18 protein-coding genes are annotated in these 21,128 nt (G+C 46.7%); 8 read left to right on the top strand and 10 right to left on the bottom strand.

Annotation, left to right across the window (positions count from 1 at the left end; genetic code table 11):
- Window positions 1-21 precede the first annotated feature (21 nt).
- From KSW37_RS11375 to KSW37_RS11360, 4 genes are all read left to right on the top strand, one after another.
- A complete protein-coding gene (locus tag KSW37_RS11375) occupies window positions 22-2,352 on the top strand; it encodes a transglycosylase domain-containing protein (RefSeq protein WP_217314530.1) in 2,331 nt (776 codons plus the stop codon).
- A gap of 174 nt (window positions 2,353-2,526) precedes the next feature.
- On the top strand, window positions 2,527-4,995 hold the full coding sequence (gene pheT, locus KSW37_RS11370; protein WP_217314529.1) for a phenylalanine--tRNA ligase subunit beta: 2,469 nt from the start codon (window positions 2,527-2,529) through the stop codon (window positions 4,993-4,995).
- A 39-nt stretch (window positions 4,996-5,034) separates the two neighbouring features.
- Entirely contained in the window at window positions 5,035-5,778 is a 744-nt protein-coding gene (locus KSW37_RS11365; protein WP_117587314.1) for a YebC/PmpR family DNA-binding transcriptional regulator, read from the top strand.
- Window positions 5,779-5,783: 5 nt separating this feature from the next.
- The gene (locus tag KSW37_RS11360) at window positions 5,784-6,062 is read left to right on the top strand and encodes a TIGR03905 family TSCPD domain-containing protein (protein WP_006846971.1); all 279 of its coding nucleotides are present in this window, start codon (window positions 5,784-5,786) and stop codon (window positions 6,060-6,062) included.
- A gap of 277 nt (window positions 6,063-6,339) precedes the next feature.
- Here KSW37_RS11360 and KSW37_RS11355 read toward each other — a convergent pair whose 3' ends face one another.
- The gene (locus KSW37_RS11355; protein WP_217314528.1) at window positions 6,340-6,726 is read right to left on the bottom strand and encodes a hypothetical protein; all 387 of its coding nucleotides are present in this window, start codon (window positions 6,724-6,726) and stop codon (window positions 6,340-6,342) included.
- A 102-nt stretch (window positions 6,727-6,828) separates the two neighbouring features.
- Between KSW37_RS11355 and lepA the strand changes: the two genes are divergently transcribed.
- A complete protein-coding gene (gene lepA, locus KSW37_RS11350) occupies window positions 6,829-8,622 on the top strand; it encodes a translation elongation factor 4 (protein WP_217314527.1) in 1,794 nt (597 codons plus the stop codon).
- A 40-nt stretch (window positions 8,623-8,662) separates the two neighbouring features.
- Entirely contained in the window at window positions 8,663-9,262 is a 600-nt protein-coding gene (locus KSW37_RS11345; RefSeq protein WP_217314526.1) for a Crp/Fnr family transcriptional regulator, read from the top strand.
- 333 nt (window positions 9,263-9,595) lie between these two features.
- Here KSW37_RS11345 and KSW37_RS11340 read toward each other — a convergent pair whose 3' ends face one another.
- The 4 genes from KSW37_RS11340 to KSW37_RS11325 form a co-directional block, all read right to left on the bottom strand.
- Window positions 9,596-11,260 (bottom strand): AMP-binding protein, encoded by a 1,665-nt coding sequence (locus tag KSW37_RS11340; protein ID WP_217314525.1) that lies wholly within the window; start codon window positions 11,258-11,260, stop codon window positions 9,596-9,598.
- A gap of 111 nt (window positions 11,261-11,371) precedes the next feature.
- Entirely contained in the window at window positions 11,372-13,039 is a 1,668-nt protein-coding gene (locus KSW37_RS11335; RefSeq protein ID WP_217314524.1) for an AMP-binding protein, read from the bottom strand.
- Between the two features lie 142 nt (window positions 13,040-13,181).
- Entirely contained in the window at window positions 13,182-14,429 is a 1,248-nt protein-coding gene (locus KSW37_RS11330; RefSeq protein ID WP_217314523.1) for an ABC transporter permease, read from the bottom strand.
- 85 nt (window positions 14,430-14,514) lie between these two features.
- Complete coding sequence (locus tag KSW37_RS11325) at window positions 14,515-15,726, bottom strand: pyridoxal phosphate-dependent aminotransferase (protein WP_022120303.1); 1,212 nt, start codon at window positions 15,724-15,726, stop codon at window positions 14,515-14,517.
- A 257-nt stretch (window positions 15,727-15,983) separates the two neighbouring features.
- Here KSW37_RS11325 and KSW37_RS11320 point away from each other — a divergent pair, with 257 nt between their 5' ends.
- Together KSW37_RS11320 and KSW37_RS11315 are read left to right on the top strand one after the other, a co-directional pair.
- Window positions 15,984-16,484, top strand: coding sequence for a DUF4494 domain-containing protein (locus tag KSW37_RS11320; RefSeq protein ID WP_217314522.1), 501 nt, complete (start codon window positions 15,984-15,986; stop codon window positions 16,482-16,484).
- A gap of 7 nt (window positions 16,485-16,491) precedes the next feature.
- A complete protein-coding gene (locus KSW37_RS11315) occupies window positions 16,492-17,163 on the top strand; it encodes a YggS family pyridoxal phosphate-dependent enzyme (protein ID WP_217314521.1) in 672 nt (223 codons plus the stop codon).
- 45 nt (window positions 17,164-17,208) lie between these two features.
- On the opposite strand, the gene KSW37_RS11310 is transcribed toward KSW37_RS11315, so the two are convergent.
- From KSW37_RS11310 to KSW37_RS16180, 5 genes are all read right to left on the bottom strand, one after another.
- Window positions 17,209-18,930: a M6 family metalloprotease domain-containing protein gene (locus tag KSW37_RS11310; protein ID WP_217314520.1), complete on the bottom strand. Its 1,722-nt coding sequence runs from the start codon at window positions 18,928-18,930 to the stop codon at window positions 17,209-17,211.
- A 154-nt stretch (window positions 18,931-19,084) separates the two neighbouring features.
- Window positions 19,085-19,939: an EFR1 family ferrodoxin gene (locus KSW37_RS11305; protein WP_217314519.1), complete on the bottom strand. Its 855-nt coding sequence runs from the start codon at window positions 19,937-19,939 to the stop codon at window positions 19,085-19,087.
- Between the two features lie 28 nt (window positions 19,940-19,967).
- Complete coding sequence (locus tag KSW37_RS11300) at window positions 19,968-20,351, bottom strand: DUF1573 domain-containing protein (RefSeq protein ID WP_117729181.1); 384 nt, start codon at window positions 20,349-20,351, stop codon at window positions 19,968-19,970.
- Window positions 20,352-20,576: 225 nt separating this feature from the next.
- Window positions 20,577-21,011: an N-acetylmuramoyl-L-alanine amidase gene (locus KSW37_RS11295; protein ID WP_217314518.1), complete on the bottom strand. Its 435-nt coding sequence runs from the start codon at window positions 21,009-21,011 to the stop codon at window positions 20,577-20,579.
- A gap of 26 nt (window positions 21,012-21,037) precedes the next feature.
- Window positions 21,038-21,128: smalltalk protein (locus KSW37_RS16180; RefSeq protein ID WP_217314537.1), on the bottom strand; the 91-nt coding region annotated here is incomplete at its 5' end.

Below are 21,128 nucleotides of genomic sequence, written 5' to 3'. Positions count from 1 at the left end.
CAAATATTTAAAGAAATAGTGATGAGAAAGCGATTTATACATGTTTTATGGGCTGTTTTCGGCACCGGAATACTTACCGTTATTCTTGCCTTCGTTGCCATCTGGTTTGGAATGATTGGCTACATGCCCGACATCGAGGATCTTCAGAATCCTATCAACAGATTTGCCACCCAGGTTTACTCTGCCGATGGCAAGGTGCTTGGTACGTGGAACCTGAATAAGGAGAACCGTATCGTGATTCCTTACAAGAAAATGTCACCTTATTTAATAAAGGCACTGGTGGCTACTGAGGATGAGCGATTCTATGAACATTCGGGAATCGACTTCCGTGCCCTGGGACGTGCCATCATCAAGCGTGGTATCCTGGGACAGACTAATGCGGGTGGTGGAAGTACCATCACGCAGCAGCTCGCCAAGCAGCTCTATTCGGAGAAGGCGAACAGTACGATGGAACGCTTGTTGCAGAAGCCGATAGAGTGGGTGATTGCGGTGAAGCTGGAACGCTATTATACCAAAGAGGAGATTCTGGCTCTCTATCTCAATTACTTCGATTTTCTGCACAATGCTGTAGGAATCAAAACGGCGGCCAATACCTATTTTTATAAGGAGCCGAAGAATCTGACTCTCTGTGAGTCGGCAACGCTTATCGGACTGTGCAAGAATCCATCACTCTTCAATCCAGTTCGTTATCCAGAGAGAGCTAGGGAGCGCAGAAATGTGGTTCTTTCGCAGATGGTGAAGGCGGGTTATCTGAGCCGGGGCGAGTATAGCCAGTATGCTGCTGAGCCGCTGACGCTCAATTTCCATCGTACCGACCATAAGGACGGTTCGGCTACTTATCTGCGTGAGTTCCTTCGCCAGTATATGATGGCTAAGCGTCCGGAGCGCAGTGATTATCCGTCCTGGAACCGTGCCCAGTTTGTGGTGGATTCTACCCAGTGGGAGAATGATCCGCTCTATGGATGGTGCAACAAGAACTATAAGAAGGACGGTTCTCCATACAATGTATACAGTGACGGACTGAAGGTGTTTACTACGATAGACAGCCGTATACAGCAGTATGCGGAAGAGGCTATGTATCAGCATGTAGCCCGCTATCTGCAGCCTCGTTTCAGTGCAGAGATTGCCCGCAAGCCAAGCTCGCCATATAGTGATAAACTGACACCGAAACAGATTAAGAGTATCCTGAACCGCAGTATCGTCCAGAGTGAGCGTTACCGCACGATGAAGGCTGCGGGATATTCTGAGGATGAAATCAAGGCGGCATTCCGCAAGAAACAGGAGATGGTTGTGTTTACCTACCATGGTGATATTGATACGCTGATGAGTCCGCTCGATTCTATCCGTTATTACAAGAGTTTCCTGCGCAGCGGTCTTATGAGCATGGATCCTAAGACGGGTGCTGTGAAGGCGTATGTAGGTGGATTGGATTATCCTCATTTCATGTATGATATGGTGAGCCTGGGACGCCGACAGGTGGGTTCTACCATCAAACCTTTCCTTTACAGCCTGGCGATGTCTAACGGCTTCCAGCCTTGCGATTTGGCTCCTAACCGCCAGCAGACCTATATGGTGGCTGGTCGTCCGTGGACGCCTCGTAACGCCAACCATTCACGTGCCGGACAGATGGTTCCGCTGAGTTGGGGATTAGCACAGAGTAGCAACTGGGTGAGTGCTTATCTGATGAGTAAACTCAATCCGCAGCAGTTTGTCCAGATGTTGCACGATTTCGGCATCAACAGTCCTGACATCCATGCATCCATGAGTCTTTGTCTGGGACCATGTGAGGTAAGTGTCAGCGAGATGGTGAGTGCCTATACCGTATTTGCCAATCACGGCATCCGTACTGCTCCAATGTTTGTGAGCCGCATCGAGGATAATGAGGGCAATACGATTGCTACCTTCCAGCCACGTATGAACGAGGTAATCAGTGCTGATAATGCCATGAAGATGCTTACCATGCTGATGGGGGTCGTGGATAATGGTACGGCAGGAAGACTGCGCTACCGTTATAACCTGGAAGGACAGATTGGCGCCAAGACCGGTACTACCAACAATAATAGCGACGGTTGGTTTATCGGCTTTACTCCACAACTCGTAAGTGGCTGCTGGGTAGGTGGTGAGGAGCGTGATATCCACTTCGATTCCATGAGTATGGGTCAGGGTGCTACCATGGCTTTGCCTATCTGGGCAATATTCATGAAGAAGGTTTATGCTGACCCGTCGCTGGGCATCAGTCCTGCCGTCAAGTTCGATTTGCCGGAAGACTACAATCCTTGTTCCCGCAAGGCAGCCGAACAGGATGACTTTGAGGAAGTAGGAGGTGGCAGCATTGACGAAGTTTTCGAATAAAAACCAAGGCATTCGCCATTTTTGCATGTATTTATTTTAAATAGTGCAAAAATGGCGAATGTTATTTGTTTATATGCATTTTTTTTTGTATTTTTGCAGAGTTTTAGGACAAGCATAGCCCGAATGATGTTTCTTCGGGCTTTCAAAATAGAAATAAAATAAAAAATCATTATAATGAACGTTTCATACAAATGGCTTAAAGAATACGTCGATTTCGATTTGACACCACAGGAGACAGCGGACGCGTTGACCTCTTGCGGACTCGAAGTTGACGCTTTGGAAGAAGTACAGTCTGTCAAGGGCGGACTGAAAGGTCTCTATGTGGGTAAAGTATTGACATGTGAGGAGCATCCTAACAGCGATCACCTCCATGTTACAACCGTTGACTTGGGCAAGGGTGAACCTCAGCAGATTGTCTGTGGTGCTCCTAATGTTGCTGCAGGTCAGAAGGTTATCGTTGCTGATTTGGGCTGCGTGCTTTACGATGGCGACCAGAGTTTTACCATCAAGAAGAGCAAGCTCCGCGGTGTAGAGAGTTTGGGTATGATCTGTGCTGAAGATGAGATTGGTGTAGGTACTTCTCACGACGGTATCATCGTACTCCCGGAAGACGCTCCGGTAGGTCAGCCTGCTGCTGAGTATTATCACCTGGAGAGCGACTGGCTCATCGAGATTGATATCACAGCCAACCGTGCTGATGCGCTCGGTCACTGGGGTGTAGCCCGCGACCTGTATGCCTGGTTGAAGCAGAATGGTTACAAGACAAGTTTGCATCGCCCATCTTGCGATGAGTTTGTAGTAGATAACGAAGATCTTCCTATCGATGTTGAAATTCAGAATACTGAGGCTTGCAAGCGTTATGCCTGTGTAAGCATCACCGGTTGTGAGGTGAAGGAAAGTCCTAAGTGGTTGCAGGATAAGCTGAACATCATCGGCTTGCGTCCAATCAACAATATCGTGGACATCACCAACTACATTATGATGGCATACGGCCAGCCATTGCACTGCTTCGATGCAGACATGGTTACCGGTCATAAGATTGTGGTCCGTACCCAGCCAGAGGGCACTAAGTTTGTTACTCTCGATGGCGAGGAGCATACCTTGGGTGAGCACGACCTGAGCATCTGCAATGCTGAGGAGCCTATGTGTATCGCCGGTATCTTCGGCGGTAAGGGTTCTGGTACTTACGAGACAACCAAGGATGTTGTCTTGGAGAGTGCTTACTTCCATCCAACATGGATCCGCAAGAGCGCTCGCCGTCATGGTTTGAGTACAGATGCCAGCTACCGTTTTGAGCGTGGCGTAGATCCAAACGGACAGATTTATGCATTGAAGCAGGCTGCTATCCTCTGCAAGCAGTTGGCTGGCGGCAAGATTTCCATGCAGATCAAGGATGTATATCCAGAGCCAATGCAGGATTTCCCAGTTCGCCTGAACTATGAGTATGCGCATCGCCTCATCGGTAAGGAGATTGGTGCTGAGACCATCAAGAACATTGCCACATCTCTCGAGATGAAGATCGTGAAGGAGGATGCTGAGGGCATCGACCTCTTGGTTCCTGCTTATCGCGTAGACGTTCAGCGTCCTTGCGACGTAGTAGAGGATATCCTCCGTATCTATGGATATAATAATGTGGAGATTCCAACCCAGTTGAAGAGCTCCCTGACTGTTCAGGGCGATGAGGACAAGGCTTATCACTGCCAGAACCTCGTGGCTGAGCAGTTGGTAGGCGAGGGCTTCATGGAGATTCTCAACAACTCTCTGAGCAAGTCAAGCTACTATGCAGACCTGGAGCTGAACAAGTATCCTGAGGAGACAACCGTGAAGGTGATGAACCCATTGAGTGCTGATCTCGGCGTGATGCGTCAGACCATGTTGTTCGGCGGTTTGGAAAGCGTAGCCCGCAACATCAACCACAAGAGCCAGAACCTGAAGTTCTTCGAGGTGGGTAACACCTATATATATAATAAGGAGAAGTGGAGCGAGGAGAGTCCTATCAAGGCTTACTCCCAGGAGGCTCACATGTCACTCTTCATCACCGGTAAGCGCGTAGAGGGCAATTGGGCTCATGCTGATGAGCAGAGCAACATCTACGAGTTGAAGGCTGTGGTAGAGAATATTCTCCGTCGTGTAGGTATGCCACAGAACAACGTGGTTATCAAGCACAGCGACAATAACATCTTCTCTAAGGGCGTAAGTTACGAGACCCGTGCCGGAAAGGTTTTGGTAGAACTGGGTATCTTGAGCCTGAAATTGAAGAAAGCATTCGATATCGAGCAGGATGTATTCTATGCTGATATCCACTGGGACAACCTGATGAAGGCAGTGAAGAAGGTGAACCTTACTTATACTGACATCAGCAAGTATCCGTCAGTGAGCCGCGACCTTGCATTGCTCGTAGACAAGAATGTAGAGTTTGCACAGATTGAGCAGATTGCCCGCCAGACAGAGAAGAAGCTCCTGAAGAGCGTGGTTCTCTTCGATGTTTACGAGGGTGAGCATTTGCCAGAGGGCAAGAAGAGTTATGCTGTTAACTTTATCCTGCAGGATGAGGAGAAGACATTGAATGATAAGCAGATAGATGCTATCATGAAGAAACTCATTGCCAACCTTACAGGCAAGCTCAATGCAGAATTGAGATAACATTATAAATAAACGATAAACATTTAAAATTTTATTCCAATGGGAAGAGCATTTGAATATCGTAAAGCTACAAAGCTGAAAAGATGGGGCCACATGGCCAAGACATTTACTAAGTTGGGTAAGCAGATTGCTATTGCTGTGAAGGCAGGCGGTCCAGAACCAGAGAACAACCCAACCTTGCGTGCTATCATCGCTAACTGTAAGCGTGAGAACATGCCTAAGGATAACATCGCTCGTGCCATCAAGAACGCTTGTGGCAAGGATACCAGCGATTACAAGGAGGTAACATACGAGGGATATGGCCCTCACGGAGTGGCTGTCTTCGTTGATACTCTGACAGACAACACGACACGTACTGTTGCTGACGTTCGTTCTATCTTCAACAAGTTCAGCGGAAACTTGGGTACAACAGGTTCTCTGTCTTTCCTCTTCGACCACAAGGCTGTGTTCACATTCAAGAAGAAGGAAGGTCTGGATATGGATGAGATGATTCTCGACCTGATCGACTACGGCGTAGAAGATGAGTTTGATGAGGATGAGGAGAACAACGAAATCACAATCTATGGTGCTCCTACAAGCTTCGGCGAAATTCAGAAGCACCTGGAGGCTGAGGGTTTCGAGGTAACTGGTGCTGAGTTCACTTACATCCCTAACGATTTGAAGGATGTAACTCCTGAGGAGCGCGAAACTATCGACAAGATGGTTGAGAAGTTGGAAGAGTTTGACGATGTTCAGACTGTTTATACCAACATGAAGCCAGAGATTCCTGCAGACGCAGAATAAGCATTATGTTGCAGCAAGACAAACAGGATAAGTTGCAGAAGGTAACTTATCAGACTCATGGCACCTGCTCAAAATACATCTGCATCAGTATAGATGAAGATGGAAATGTGCAGGATGCCCAGTTCATCGGAGGCTGCGATGGCAATACCAAGGGCGTTTGTGCTTTGATTAAGGGCATGAAGGCAAAGGAGGTCATCGCCCGACTGAAGGGTATCACTTGTGGCAATAAGCCTACTAGCTGTCCTGACCAGTTGGCTACAGCTTTGCAGGAAATGGGATATTAAGAGTGTTTAAGGAGGGTGTGTCATAAGTCACATCCAATACGCCCTGAAAGGGCAGAAGCTCCTAGCCCAGGGCAGCGCCCTGGGTTATTACAGACGCAAACTTGTCGCCCTGTAAGGGCAAAAGCTTTAAAATACCTGGCAGTATACAAAGCTTTTGCCCTTACAGGGCGTCTTGCTGATTGCCATTATACCCAGGGCGCTGCCCTGGGCTAGGAGCTTTTGCCCTTTCAGGGCGTCTTGCTGCCATTATCTGGACTTATGACACACCTTCCTTTTTCTAATACTTGAAGGTATCATCCAGCAATACCTCTTTCGGGTTCTTAGCCGAATGATATACGAAACGGAAGGTGAAGTGTTCTTCCTTATATTTCTTCAGACCAGGGTTGTTGTCCAGGGATTCCTTCTGAAGTTTGTGGAGTTTATCCCTGTTGGCATCAATCGCCTTCTTGTTGTCTGCCTTGTTTCTCAAAGAGATGTAGTACGTATACACCTTCCTGGTTTTATCAAACGTAGCACTGTCCGTTCTGGCGTCGTTAACGTATGGTGTAGGACAGTATTTTTCAGTATATTCCTTGGCTTCACGAGCCGCTTTGTCTTCCAGACTTTCCGTGCAAGAAACGAGCAAAGAAGCAAAAATACCGATGTAAATCAACTTTTTCTTCATGATTTTTCTATATTTTATCTAAAAATCTCTATTATTTTCAATATTTTGTGCAAAGATACGAAAAAAAATACTATCTTTGCACTCTAAAGAGAGAAAAATTATATGGAGAATATAAATAAAATAAGAAATTTCTGCATTATTGCACATATAGACCATGGTAAAAGTACCTTGGCAGACCGACTTCTGGAGAAGACTCAGACCATCAAGATTACTGAAGGTCAGATGCTTGATGATATGGATTTGGAAAGAGAGCGTGGCATCACAATCAAGAGCCATGCTATCCAAATGGAATATAAGGCAAAGGATGGACAGACCTATATCCTGAATCTTATCGATACTCCGGGACATGTTGACTTCTCATACGAAGTTTCCCGTTCCATCGCTGCTTGCGAGGGAGCGCTTTTGGTTGTTGACGCCACTCAGGGCGTTCAGGCACAGACCATTTCAAACCTCTATATGGCTATCGATCACGACCTGGAGATTATCCCGGTAATCAATAAGATAGATATGCCATCGGCTATGCCTGATGAGGTAGAAGACGAAATTGTAGACCTGATCGGTTGCAAGCATGAGGATATCCTCCGTGCTTCTGGTAAGACCGGTGAAGGTGTAGAAGATATATTGGAAGCTGTCGTTAATCGTGTTCCTGCACCGGTAGGAGACGACAAGGCACCGCTTCAGGCATTGATTTTCGACTCTGTATTCAACTCTTTCCGCGGAATCATCGCCTATTTCAAGATAGAGAATGGTGTGATCCGTAAGGGCGATAAGGTGAAGTTCTTCAATACCGGCATGGAATATGATGCTGATGAAATCGGTGTATTGAAGATGGATATGATTCCACGCCAGGAATTGGGGACCGGTGAGGTAGGTTATATCATCTCGGGCATCAAGAATGCTACCGAGGTAAAGGTGGGTGATACCATTACTCATATCGCCCGTCCTTGCGACAAGGCGATTGCGGGTTTCCAGGAAGTGAAACCTATGGTCTTCGCCGGTGTTTATCCTATCGATCCTAGCGATTACGAGAATCTGCGTGCATCGCTCGAAAAACTGCAGCTCAATGATGCTTCATTGACTTTCTCGCCAGAGAGTTCTGTGGCTTTGGGCTTCGGTTTCCGATGCGGATTCCTCGGTTTGCTCCACATGGAAATCGTACAGGAGAGACTGGACCGTGAGTTTAATATGGATGTCATCACCACCGTACCTAACGTATCTTATATGGTATACGACAAGCAGGGCGGTGAGAAAGAGGTTCACAATCCTTCCGGATTGCCAGACCCAACTCTGATTGATCATATTGAGGAACCATATATCCGGGCAACCATCATTACGGCTACCAATTTTATTGGACCTATCATGAAACTCTGTCTGGATAAACGAGGCGAACTCATCAACCAGGAATATGTGAGTGGAAACCGTGTTGAGCTCCACTTCATGTTGCCGTTGGGTGAAATCGTCATCGACTTCTATGATAAGCTGAAGAGTATCTCCAAGGGATATGCTTCGTTCGATTATCATATCGATTCATTCCGTCCTTCCGACCTGGTGAAACTCGATATCCTGTTGAATGGAGAACCTGTAGATGCATTGAGTACTTTGACTCACCGCGATAACTCTGTGAGCTTCGGCCGCAGAATGTGCGAGAAGTTGAAGGACCTGATACCTCGTCAGCAGTTCGATATTGCTATCCAGGCAGCTATCGGTGCCAAGATTGTGGCACGTGAGACTGTTAAGCAGGTGCGCAAGGATGTTACCGCCAAATGTTATGGTGGTGACGTGAGCCGTAAGCGCAAGTTGCTTGAGAAGCAGAAGAAGGGTAAGAAGCGCATGAAGCAGATTGGAAATGTGGAAGTTCCACAGAAAGCCTTCCTGGCTGTGCTCAAACTCGACTAATGTTTTAATATAAGTATAAAGGAAAAGGAGGTTAAGTATTATGGCAGACTTTAAAGTAATTACCCCTAAACGTGATATTGCGCGCGAATTGGCGCGTAAATATAGTACGATGACTCATGATGAGCTCGATGTGGTGGAAGATATCCTTGAGCCTATTAAGTATGGCAAGGGCGAGATGATCTTGCCTGAAGGTGAACAGTGCATGGGTATCTCGTACATTGAGAAGGGATTGGTGCGCCAATTTTACTTTAAGAATGGCAAGGAGGTGACCGAACATCTGGGTGTGGATCATACCATCTTTATGTGCATTGAGAGCCTCTTTAAGGAAGAACCTACCCGCTTGCAGGTGGAAGCTTTGGAGCCTACTCTGGTGTATATGCTACCGAAGAAGAAGCTGGAGGCGGCTGCTATGCGTAATGTCAATATCCAGATGCTTTATCGTAAAATACTGGAAGAGAGTTTGATTCAGTCTCAGATTCATGCCGATCTGATGCGATTTGAGTCGGCGCCTAATAAATATAAGCGCCTGTGCGAAATGAGCCCACAGGTGGTTCTGCGTGCTCCGCTCACCTATATCGCAAGCTATCTGCAGATGACTCCGGAAACGCTGTCCAGAATCCGCTCGAATACTTTATTATAAATTATAATTTACTGAACTTTCGCATGTTTTGCCCCACACGCCCTGAAAGGGCAGAAGCTCCTAGCCCAGGGCAGCGCCCTGGGTAATTACGGACGCAAACCTGTCGCCCTGTAAGGGCAAAAGCTTTAAAATACCGTACAATAAACAAAGCTTTTGCCCTTACAGGGCGTCTTGCTAATTGCCATTATACCCAGGGCGATGCCCTGGGCTAGGAGCTTTTGGGCCTTCAGCCCGTACTTAAACCACATGCGAAAGTTCTGTAACTTATAAAAAATGGTGTGACTTCAAAACCGAAGTCACACCATTTTTTATTTCATAATACTGGTTCTTTCTTTACTCTGCCGTATAGAGGAATCGCTTGATACTCTTCTTAGGAGTCTTTTCAAACTCTTCTTCATGTATACGTATTTCTGATACTTTGCTGTAAGCAGGAATCATGGTGTTGAGCTCCTGGCGGTTCTGCTCCATGACATCTGCCAGTTCTTTGGTACCGAGATTCAGGGTCTGAGCTTCATCATAGTCTGGGTGAACCAGAGCAATGAGCTTGTCGCCCTTCTGTACTACCACACTTTCTGCTACCAGTGCCAAAGAGTTGAGCTTATCCTCAATCTCCTCAGGGTAGATATTCTGACCGTTTGCGCCAAGCAGCATGTTCTTGCTACGGCCCTTGATGAAGACGTTGCCGTCACCATCCATGGTTCCGAGGTCGCCTGTATGATACCATCCGTTCTCGTCGATGGTCTGCTTGGTAGCTTCCTCATTCTTATAGTAACCCAACATTACGTTAGGACCCTTGGCAAGGATTTCGCCCGGTACATTCTCTGGATCAGGACTGTCAATGCGAACCATCATGTGGAGGGCAGCCTTACCGCAAGAGCCCGGTACGAAGTTCTTGTAATCCTCGTAGCAGATGATAGGCGCACACTCTGTGGCACCATAACCCACTGTATATCTGAAGCCTACGCTATGCAGGAAACTTTCCACTTCCTGGTTGAAGGCAGCACCGCCTATAATCACCTCGTAGAAGTTGCCACCGAAGGCATTGCTTACCTGGTCGCATATCTTCTCCTTCACCTTCTTGCTGATCACAGGCATGTGGAGCAGCATACGCATGCGGTTGTTCTGGATCTTAGGGAATACCTTCTTGCGGATAATCTTCTCGATAACCAGAGGAACTGCAATGATAACGGCTGGCTTGATACGTCCGAATGCCTCGGCAATGATGGCTGGGCTAGGGATGCGGGTGAGATAGAAGACGTGGCAGCCCTTGATGAATTCGAAGATAAATTCAAACGCCATGCCGTACATGTGGGCCATCGGCAGGATACTGATGACAGAATCTCCCGGTTTAATCTTCTTACCCAGTACGTCCTCAGCAAAATCTGCATTGCCCCAGAGTGCACGGTATGGAACCATTACTCCCTTGGAGAAACCGGTTGTGCCGCTGGTATAATTGATCATAGCCAATTCATCCGGATTCTGGTCCATATAGTAGTTGACATGGTTCTTGCGGAAGTACTTAGGATACTTGATACCGAACATCTCGTTGAGGTGTTCGCGGGCATAAGTCAACTTGTCGGTACGTGAAACGACAAGTGAATAATCCGGTATATAGATGATGCCTTCAAGCCCCGGCATCTTTGTTGCATCAATCTGTGTAGCTACAACATCACCCACAAAGAGCAGTTTTGCATCGCTGTGGTTTACGATGTTGTGAATCTGGTCTGGCATGAATTCATGCAGGATAGGTACGGCAATGGCACCATAGGTAAGGGTAGCAAGGAATGCTACAGCCCAGTTTGCGCTATTTCGACCGCAAAGTGCTATCTTGTCGCCCTTTACTACACCAGAGTTCTCAAACATGATGTGTAGCTTCTCAATCTTGCGTGCTACATCATGGTACTGCAAGGTTGCTCCCTTGTAGTCTGTCAGAGCATCCATATCCCAATGGTCTACGATGCTCTTTTGGATTAGTGCGTTAAAGCTTGGAATCTCCATATTCTTGTTATTTAACGATTTGCTTTTTATATATTTTTTCTCGTACTGAAGTCTGTTAGCTGATGGGAGCAATATCTGATGCTGGATTGTCACCAGATGTTGCCTGCCCCTTTAGATTGCGTTCTGATAGAGGTAACGCTTGATAGACTTCTTGGCTGTCTTTTCAAATTCCTGATCATGAAGTTTGATGCGTGACACCTTAGCGAAGCTAGGCATCTGCATGTTCAGTTCCTTACGGTTCTGCTCCATGATGTTTTCCAGGTCCTCGTCTGTAAAGCCGAGGTTGTTAACTTCTTCCATATCCGGATGCACCAGAGCCACCAGTTTGTCATCGTTCTGGATGATGATGCTCTCGTTGACCATCGCCATGGAGTTGAGCTTGTCCTCAATCTCTTCCGGATAGATGTTCTGTCCGTTAGGTCCCAGCAGCATGTTCTTGCTTCTTCCTCTTACGAAGAAATGTCCGTCGGCGTCCATCGTTGCCAGGTCGCCTGTATGGAACCATCCGTCTTTATCTATTACGGCATCTGTTGCCTCCTGGTTCTTGTAATAGCCCTTCATCACATTGATGCCGCGGCAAACCAGTTCACCGGCTACGTTCTCCGGGTCATCGCTCAAAACCTTTACCTCCATGTGCTTCACGGCAACACCACAGCTTCCTGCCACATAGTTGTCCTGATGGGCAAAGGTGATAAGTGGAGCAGTCTCAGTGGTACCATATCCCATTGCGATAGGGAAACCTACGCTGATGAAGAAGTTCTCTATCTCCTTGTTGAGCGGAGCACCACCCACAACAACCTCGCAAGGACGTTCGCCAAACTTTCTCAATACAAACTCGCGAACCTTCTCCTTGATGCGCTTATTGATGACAGGCATGTTCATCAGCAGTCGTGCACGGTTGGTTTGGATATGTGGGAATACTTCCTTTCTTACAATCTTGTCTACTACAAGCGGCACCGCATAGAGGATGTCTGGCTTGATTTCAGACAGTGCCTCTGAGATGAGCGTTGGGCTCGGCAGACGGGTAAGGAAGAAGATATGGTTACCCAATACTATATTGAAGAGAAATTCTGTCATGAGTCCATACATGTGAGCCATCGGAAGGGTAGAAAGGATGTTGCAGTTCTTACCTATATTAGGTTTCACAGAATCGATGAGGTAGTCGAGATTACCCCAAAGTGCTCTGTATGGGAGCATCACACCTTTTGAGAAACCGGTAGTTCCACTGGTATAGTTGATCATCGCCAGTTCTTCAGGATCGTCTACGTGATACTTCACGTGTTCTGGTCTGAAATACTTAGGATATCTGTGTCCGAACATGGCATTGAGGTTCTCGCGCGCATAAGTCAGTTTCTCAGAGCGCGAGATGACAAGCGAATTGTCCGGAAGATAGATGATTCCTTCCAGCGAAGGCATCTCCTCAGGTGTTATCTCTGTAGCTACCACGTCACCAACGAACAGAAGTTTGCTTTCGCTGTGGTTCACGATGTTGTGAATCTGCTCAGGCTTAAATTCGTTCTGTATAGGTACGACGATAGCGCCGTAAGTAATAATGGCCAGGAAGGCTACTGCCCACTGGCTACTATTTCTTCCGCAGACGGCAATCTTGTCGCCCTTCTTTACATCGCTGTTTTCGAACAGGATGTGTAGCTTCTCAATCTTTCTGGCAATATCGTGATATTGGAGGGTTGCGCCCTTGTAATCGGTGAGCGCATCCAGATTCCAATTCTTGATAATGCTGTTCTCAATATACGAGTTAAAACTTGGTATTGAATTCATTGCACAATTTACAAAATTTTGTGCAAAGATAATGAAAATAGTGCACATTGCAAAATAAAATGTGCACTATTTTCAAAAACTATATAAAATAATTTGTTTTTTTTCTTTTTAGTCTGTTTATTGTGGTCTTATAGACTATATTTTACTCATATCTCATTGATTTGGCTGGATGGATATGAGAAATCAGGTAGCTTGGAGCTACGAGCATGAAGATGCTTATCAGCAGCGTGGCTATGTTCAAGGCTATGATAGCAAGCCAGTTGAATTCTACCGGAACGGTACTTACATAATAGGTCTGCGCATCGAGTTTGATGATGCCTGTAAAGTACTGGAGGGTAAGAATGCCAAGGGCGATGATGTTGCCCAGGAGCATACCCTTGCCGATGATGAAGACGGCAAACCACAGGAAGGTGTGGCGGATGGTCTTGTTGCGGGCACCCAATGCCTTCATTACGCCAATCATGGAGGTTCGTTCCAGAATGATGATAAGCAGACCGCTGATCATGGTGACGCCGGCTACTATCAGCATCAGACCGAGAATAATCCAGACATTCAGATCCATCAGATTCAACCATTGGAAGATGTTTGGATTCAGGTCCTTGATGGTAGAACTGCTGTAGGTTTCGCCATAGTGGTCTACCGTGCGGTTCACCTTATTTATGATATAGTCTTCTGTCTCGTTGAGTTTGTTGAAGTCGTTAACGGTCAGTTCTGCACCGCTCGCCTGGTCTTCTTCCCATCCGTTCAGCTTCACGGCAGTATAGAGGTCGGTGTAAGCCATCACCTCATCATACTTCTTCAAGTTGGTCTGATAGATACCCTTGATGGTGAAGCGGCGCATACGCACTCCGTTGTCATCAATAAAATAGGCGAAGATGCGTTCCCCCGTCTTCAGTTTCAGCTTGTCGGCCATCAGCTGGGAGATGAGAATCTGGTTGTGGCTCGCCTTGTCGTCAAACTTAGGGATGCTGCCTTCAATCATGTTCTGATGGATGAAGGTAGAATCGAAATCAGGTCCTACACCTTTGAACATGACGCCCAGAAAATCGCTGTCTGTCTTCAGGATTCCCTCTTTCATGGCAAATTTCTGCACATGTTTTACACCAGGTATCTTTTTCAGTACGTTGACCATCGAGTCGTTCATAACCACTGGATACTGGTTTTGCTGCTGCAGCGTCATGAAGTCTGCCACCTGAATATGGCTTCCGAATCCTATCACCTTGTCGCGTATGGTATGCTTGAATCCGAGCACAACGCATACCGACATAATCATAATGGCGAGTCCGATAGCAACACCGGCAGTGGCTATATGAATAGCAGGGCGAGAAACTTTACGTTTATCGCCCTGATCGCTATATAATCTCTTTGCTATAAATAGAGGAAAATTCATATTTACTTTGAATTTTGAACTTTGAACTTTATGATTAGCTTAGACTATTGAATTCTTCACTCTTCACTTTTCGTTCTTCACTTTCTTACAGTCCTTCGTCTTCCACTCTTCCCGGATAAGCCTCAAGTGCCTTACCCAGAACCACCAGGGCACGCTCCAGATCGTGTTTCTTCAAGACGTAAGCTACACGAACCTGATTGCGACCGGCTCCAGGAGTCGTATAGAAACCAGAGGCTGGAGCCATCATGATGGTTTCGCCCTCATAGTTGAATTCCTCCAGACACCAGCGGCAGAACTTGTCGGAATCATCGATAGGCAGTTTGGCTACGGTGTAGAAGGCTCCCATAGGAATAGGAGAGTATACGCCCGGAATACGGTTCAAGCCGTCTATCAGGCACTTACGGCGCTCTACATATTCATCGTATACGTCGCGGTAGTACTCTTCAGGAGCATCCAGAGAAGCTTCGGCTACAATCTGACCAATCAGTGGAGGAGAGAGACGGGCCTGGCAGAACTTCATCACCGCCTTGCGTATTTCTGCATTCTTGGTGATGAGGGCACCTACACGGATACCGCACTCACTGTAACGCTTCGAAACAGAATCGATGAGAACCGTGTTCTGCTCGATGCCTTCCAGGTGCATCGCACTGATATAAGGACTGCCTGTATAGATATACTCACGGTAAACCTCATCAGAGAAGAGATAGAGGTCGTACTTCTTCACCAGGTCACGTATCTGATTCATCTCTCTGCGGGTATAGAGATAGCCCGTAGGGTTGTTAGGATTACAAATCAGGATGGCACGTGTGCGCTCATTGATCAGCTCCTCAAACTTCTCTACCTTAGGCAGGGAGAAACCTTCTTCTATCGTTGTGGCGATGGTACGGATTTTGGCACCCGCAGAAATGGCAAACGCCATATAGTTGGCGTAAGCAGGTTCTGGTACGATAATCTCGTCGCCAGGGTTGAGGCAGCTCATGAAAGAGAAGAGAACAGCCTCAGAACCTCCCGATGTGATGATGATATCATCGGCAGTTACGTTGATTTTATATTTCTTATAGTAATCTACAAGCCTCTCGCGATAGCTGAGATAGCCCTGACTTGGAGAATACTCCAAGACCGTGCGGTCTATATGCTTCAGGGCATCTAGACCACATTGAGGAGTTGGAAGGTCAGGCTGACCGATGTTGAGGTGATATACCTTTACTCCACGTTTCTTTGCTGCGGCAGCCAAAGGAGCCAACTTTCTGATAGGTGACTCTGGCATTTCAAGACCGCGTACAGATATTTCTGGCATCTTAAAATATTGTTTCTTTCTATTAATTATCCGTGTCGAAAATTGAATTCTATGACCTTCTGGTCTTTTCAATTTACGCTAATCGGCTGCAAAGATAAGAAAATTAGATGAGAATTGAGAATAACTTTCGGTTAAATTTTATTTTTTGATTAAAAACTCTTTAAATATGTCGCTCTTTGCTTTCTTTTTTATAACTTTGCACTTAATTTCAAGAAATGTTATAAGATTATACTAATAAAATAAGTAAGAAGAAAATTATGAGAAGTAGAACAAGTACATGGTTTGAGACCAAAGTGAAATATCAGAAGACAATGGAGGATGGCTCAGAGAAGGTTGTTTCTGAAGCATACGTTGTAGATGCATTGAGCTTTACCGAGGCTGAGAGCGCTATCATCGATGAGATGTCGGTTTATGTGAGCGGCGAGTTGAAGGTGAGCGGTATCGGCAAGGCTTGCTACGGCGAAATCTTCTTCAGCGATATCGATGATGATGATAAGTGGTATAAGGCTAAACTCCAGTTCATCACGATTGATGAGAAGAGTGAGAAGGAGAAGCGCAGCAATGTTACTTATCTTGTTCAGGCTAAGTCTCTCGCCCGTGCCCTCCGTTATATTGATGAGGTGATGGGCAAGACCATGATTGATTATGATGTGGTTGGTTTGAACGAAACCAAACTGATGGATGTATTCGAGCACCATGCTCCTAACGAGAAGAAAGAGGAGAAGAATGATGTGCCTGAATACGAGGAGCAAAAATAATTGAACTATGTATGATGTAAAAGGAAATCTCCATGAGGTGCTGGGCAGCTTGCCTGCCGGTGTCCGTCTCGTTGCCATCAGCAAGTTCCATCCCAACGAGTATATCGAGGAGGCTTATGCTGAAGGACAGCGTACCTTCGGCGAGAGTCACGAACAGGAACTCGCCAAGAAGGTGGCTTCGCTGCCTGAGGACATCGAGTGGCATTTCATCGGTCATCTGCAGACTAATAAGGTGAAGTATATCGCACCTTATATCTCGATGATAGAGTCGGTAGACAGTCTGAAACTTCTCAAGGAGATTGAGAAACAGGCTGCCAAGCACAATCGTGTGGTGAAGGTTCTTCTGGAACTTCATCTGGCAGAGGAAGATACTAAATCGGGTCTTTCTCTTGATGCTTGCCGCGAACTCCTTGAGGCAGGCGAATGGCGGGAGATGAAGCATGTGCAGATTTGTGGCATCATGATGATGGCATCTAATACGGATGATGAGCAGCAGATTGCTCAGGAGTTTGATGAGGCTGCCCGGTTCTTTGATGAGATAAAGGCCAGATACTTTGCCGATGATGATGCTTTCTGCGAGCGTAGCTGGGGTATGAGTCACGATTATCATATTGCCGTCAAGCACGGCAGCACGATGGTTCGTGTAGGTACCACCATCTTCGGTCCTAGAATATATTAAAATAATGAGGGTGTGTCATAAATCATGACACACCCTCATTGTTTATTAGTATACTATCTTCTGTCCCTTGCTGGTGATGTAAATCTTGCCCTTTTGTGGAACGGAAACCTTTCTGCCTTCCAGATCAAAATAGGCTGTCGGTCTGTCTTTACCGATGATGACCGAAGAGATTCCGGTAGGAGAGAAGTTCTTGAGATAATCGAAGGTTACCAGACCGGTTGCTTCATCCTTTGTGATGTTGTAGAGCGGATGACTCGTATCAACACTGTTGTTCAGGGTGATACTGGTCAGACTGTTCACCTCGTACTCTGTAGCAGAGCCCGCCTTGTAGGTCGGGAACGGGTCGTTCTGGAGACTTGTTATAATATCATTGTCGCTGACAGTTCTATTATAGCTGTTGTATACCATTCCGTCTGCAGGAACAATCATTACCCTTGGCTTACCTAGCGTATTGTTGGGATTATCCCCCAGATTAACCGAAGTCTTGTCATCGTAGTCGATGCGCCATACCAGCAATCCGTAACCAAAAGCCTCCTTGTACCATCCCTCGTTTCTGATATTCTGCAGCAGCAGGTATTCGCCCTGGCTGTTGGCTATAATCTTGTATGCATCCGATGCCTTGTCGTATGGTTCCAGCTTCAGCTGTTGCGCCTCGGTATCCGAAAGGAGGGTAGGCTGTTTCCATCCTACGATGCTCTTCTCCCATGGTGAATAAGGGATAGGCTGGTAGCCGTTAGCCTGATAACTGCCCATATCCATGACGTCCCAATATTCAGGACTCTGGTTGTGCTCTGTGATACCATTGGTAGGATAGATGTCTGGCAAACCGAGGGTATGCGAAAATTCATGGCAGAAGAGACCGATACCATTGATGAAGTATTTGCCGTCTTGGGTATCTGCAGGCGTATTGTTCAGCTCGTTGTTAATGCCGAACCGGCGTACTTTTTTTCCGTCATAGGTTCCCAGTCCTCCTACGGTACCCGATTTCGGCCAGAGGCAATCGCCTGAATTGCCTGAGATGCTTTCAGAATAGCCGGCATAGATTACATATACGAGGTCTACATTTCCGTCGCCATCGCTGTCGTAATCGGCAAAGTTAACCTTGTCGTCTACCTGCTGGCAGGCTTCCTTAATCATCTGAGGATAGTTGGTGTCACTTCCGTCGTCACCTCCGTTCTTGCCATAATAAGCTGAATTCTTGCTTACCGTAACAGGACCCACTACGTCAAACTGTGGTATAAACTGGTTATCGCTCATTTCTGCGAAATACTGCTGTACGCTGCCGTAGTTCTGGCAGTAAGTAGTGTTGGTGATAAACACTTCTTTATCAGCCTCAGGCATAGCTTCTCCCTTCTTTCCGTTGAGGTAATGGTTGAATGTAGCAACCGGATCCTTACTCTTGAACTTCACATCCTGAAACTGCACCAGGAGTACCAATGCCTTCGGACTTCCCTTATGAGGAAAATAGCTTGGGCTCACGGTTCCTATTTCTGAAGCTCTTGTGATATTCTCTGAAGAGAAAACACGGGTCTTTCGGGTGTTCAGCTCTTCAGCAGTTATCTTTTCGTATTTTCCGTCTTGGGTTTCCCGCAGGGGCGTACCGTCCAGCAGCATGTAGTAGTGGAAGGTTTCGTCACCATGCAGGGTAGCACATGCTACGGTTCCGTCAGCCAGCATAATCTTGGCGATGCCCGGTTTAGCCTTTACGGCATAGAGATTGGCGATGCCCAGGAAGGCGAGCGCCAGAGAGATGATTGTCTTCTTCATAATCTGTTAGGATAGATTTCGTTTATTTTTAGAAGAATTGCAAGTTGGCTCCACACGCCCTGAAAGGGCAGAAGCTCCTAGCCCAGGGCGTGCAGCTTCTAGGAGCTTTTGGGCCTTCAGCCCGTACTTAAACCACATGCGAAAGTTCTGTTGTTTATTTGTAAAAGTATTGTCCTTTCTTCTGAGTCTGGCGTCCAAACTCGATGGCGTGATGTGGACAATGGTGATAGCAGGTAAAGCAGGTGAGGCAATCCTTGTGGTGCAGCCATTCCGGGTATTCTCCATGCCCGCCCTTGATATCGCCTACAGGACAGACGTTGGCACAGATGCCACACTTCACGCACTTGTCTTTCTCTACATGAAACCGCTTGTCGGTGATGAGTACCTTTTCGAAGAAACCGCCCACAACCTTGGTGAAGAACCAGGGGATAGGACCTTTTACCAGACGGTTCACGCCCTCTTTCCTGTCAAATACTTCTTCGCAGATAACCGCCAGTTCCTGTGCCGATTTCGATTTCTTACGAACTTCGCGCTCCTTTGGATCAACATCCATGAAAGGAAGTCCTACATAAGATTCCGGCATGATGAGTGAGTAGGAAGCAGAAACCTCTGTGATGCCCAATGCCTGAAGCGATGCATTCAGCGCAATCGTATCGTTGAGGTTTTCGATGGTGAGCCCGATGCTGTCGCCTGCAGTACAGACGCAATAGGCGAAGGGATGCTTCTTGGACATCTCCTTATTACCTTCAGTAGTAGCATCAGAAGTTTCTCTCAGTATCTTCATCTTCCTGATAAACTCCCTTACAAGGCGTGGAACCCTCCAGCCATGTACGGGGAAAACGAATCCGAGCCGTTCATTCTCTTTCAGAATAAACGGCTCGGCTATATTGTGGCTTGAGTCATCATCCCGCATATAAGGGGCGATAGGAATCAAGTCTTCGTGTGTAGCCGCTGCCAGTCTGGCTGCTGCCCACTTGGTATTTCCTGTTCCGGAGAAATAGAAAATCATGCTTACTTTTAATATGTATTGAGCTAGATTATTTCTTTTCTGTCATAACACCTTCTATATAGAGACGTGACATTTCTACATTGCCGTTAGAACGGATGGTGATGCTCTTCTTGAAATGACCAGGGAACATGCCCTTGCCGTTATAGGTAACACTAATCTGTCCCTTCTCGCCTGGAGCGATAGGCTTCTTGGTGTAAGAAGGTACGGTGCAGCCGCAGCTGGCAATAGCCTGGTTGATAATCAAAGGCTTGTTGCCCACATTGGTGAAGGTAAAGGTTGCCTTCTGTACCGGATTTGACTCTTCGAACGAACCGAAGTTGTGTATCAGTTTGTCGAACTTAATCTCTGCCTGAGCAGATGCTGTAGCTACAAGAGCAACCAGCATTGTGAGTGTCAATATGATTCTTTTCATCTTCATATCCTTTCTTCTTTTTTTTATATTTTCTCTTTAATTTGTTTCTTATTTTTATATAATTCGATGCAAAAGTACATATAAAGTTTAGTATTACGTTACTTTTTTACATTATTTAACCGAACTTTCGCAAGTTTTGTCCCACACGCCCTGAAAGGGCAGAAGCTCCTAGCCCAGGGCGTGTGGAGCCCACTTGCGAAACTTGAGTATTAACTGAATAGGGAGCTAAATGTGGAATTTGATTTCATTCAGCCAAGCCTGGACACTGAAGCAGGGACAGGACTTGTGGACGTTCGGGAGATCACGATGACCTAGGATTTCGGCTTCGGGATAGTCTACGCACAGACTCGTCAGAAGATTCTGGAGAGACTGCTTCTGAGCCTTCGTACGGTTATCTGCCGGATTGCCGTCGGCGTCGAGACCGCCCTCGTAACAGATGCCGATACTGTGTGCATTGAAATGGCGGGCGTGGGCGCCGATTTCTGACTCGGGACGTCCGGGGTAGATGACGCCGTCTTTTGTGATGTAATAGTGATAACCGATGCCGTGGAAACCGCGGGCTAAATGACAGGCTTCGAGCTTTTCGAAGGTGAAGTCCTGCGTGACACGTGTGGCAGAACAGTGGATGACAATAAGTGAGATTTTTCTTGTGTTTTTCATGGTACTGAATCTTTAAAGGGTTGATACTACTGGCAGCTCTGCACACAAAAGGCAGAGGCTACGGCGGTGAGAACGGTAATGACGAAATTCAGAATTTTCTTGAGTGTTTCTCTTTTC

Source organism: Segatella copri, from assembly GCF_019127135.1.
Taxonomy (GTDB): Bacteria; Bacteroidota; Bacteroidia; order Bacteroidales; family Bacteroidaceae; genus Prevotella.
This window is presented reverse-complemented; position numbering and strand designations above follow the sequence as displayed.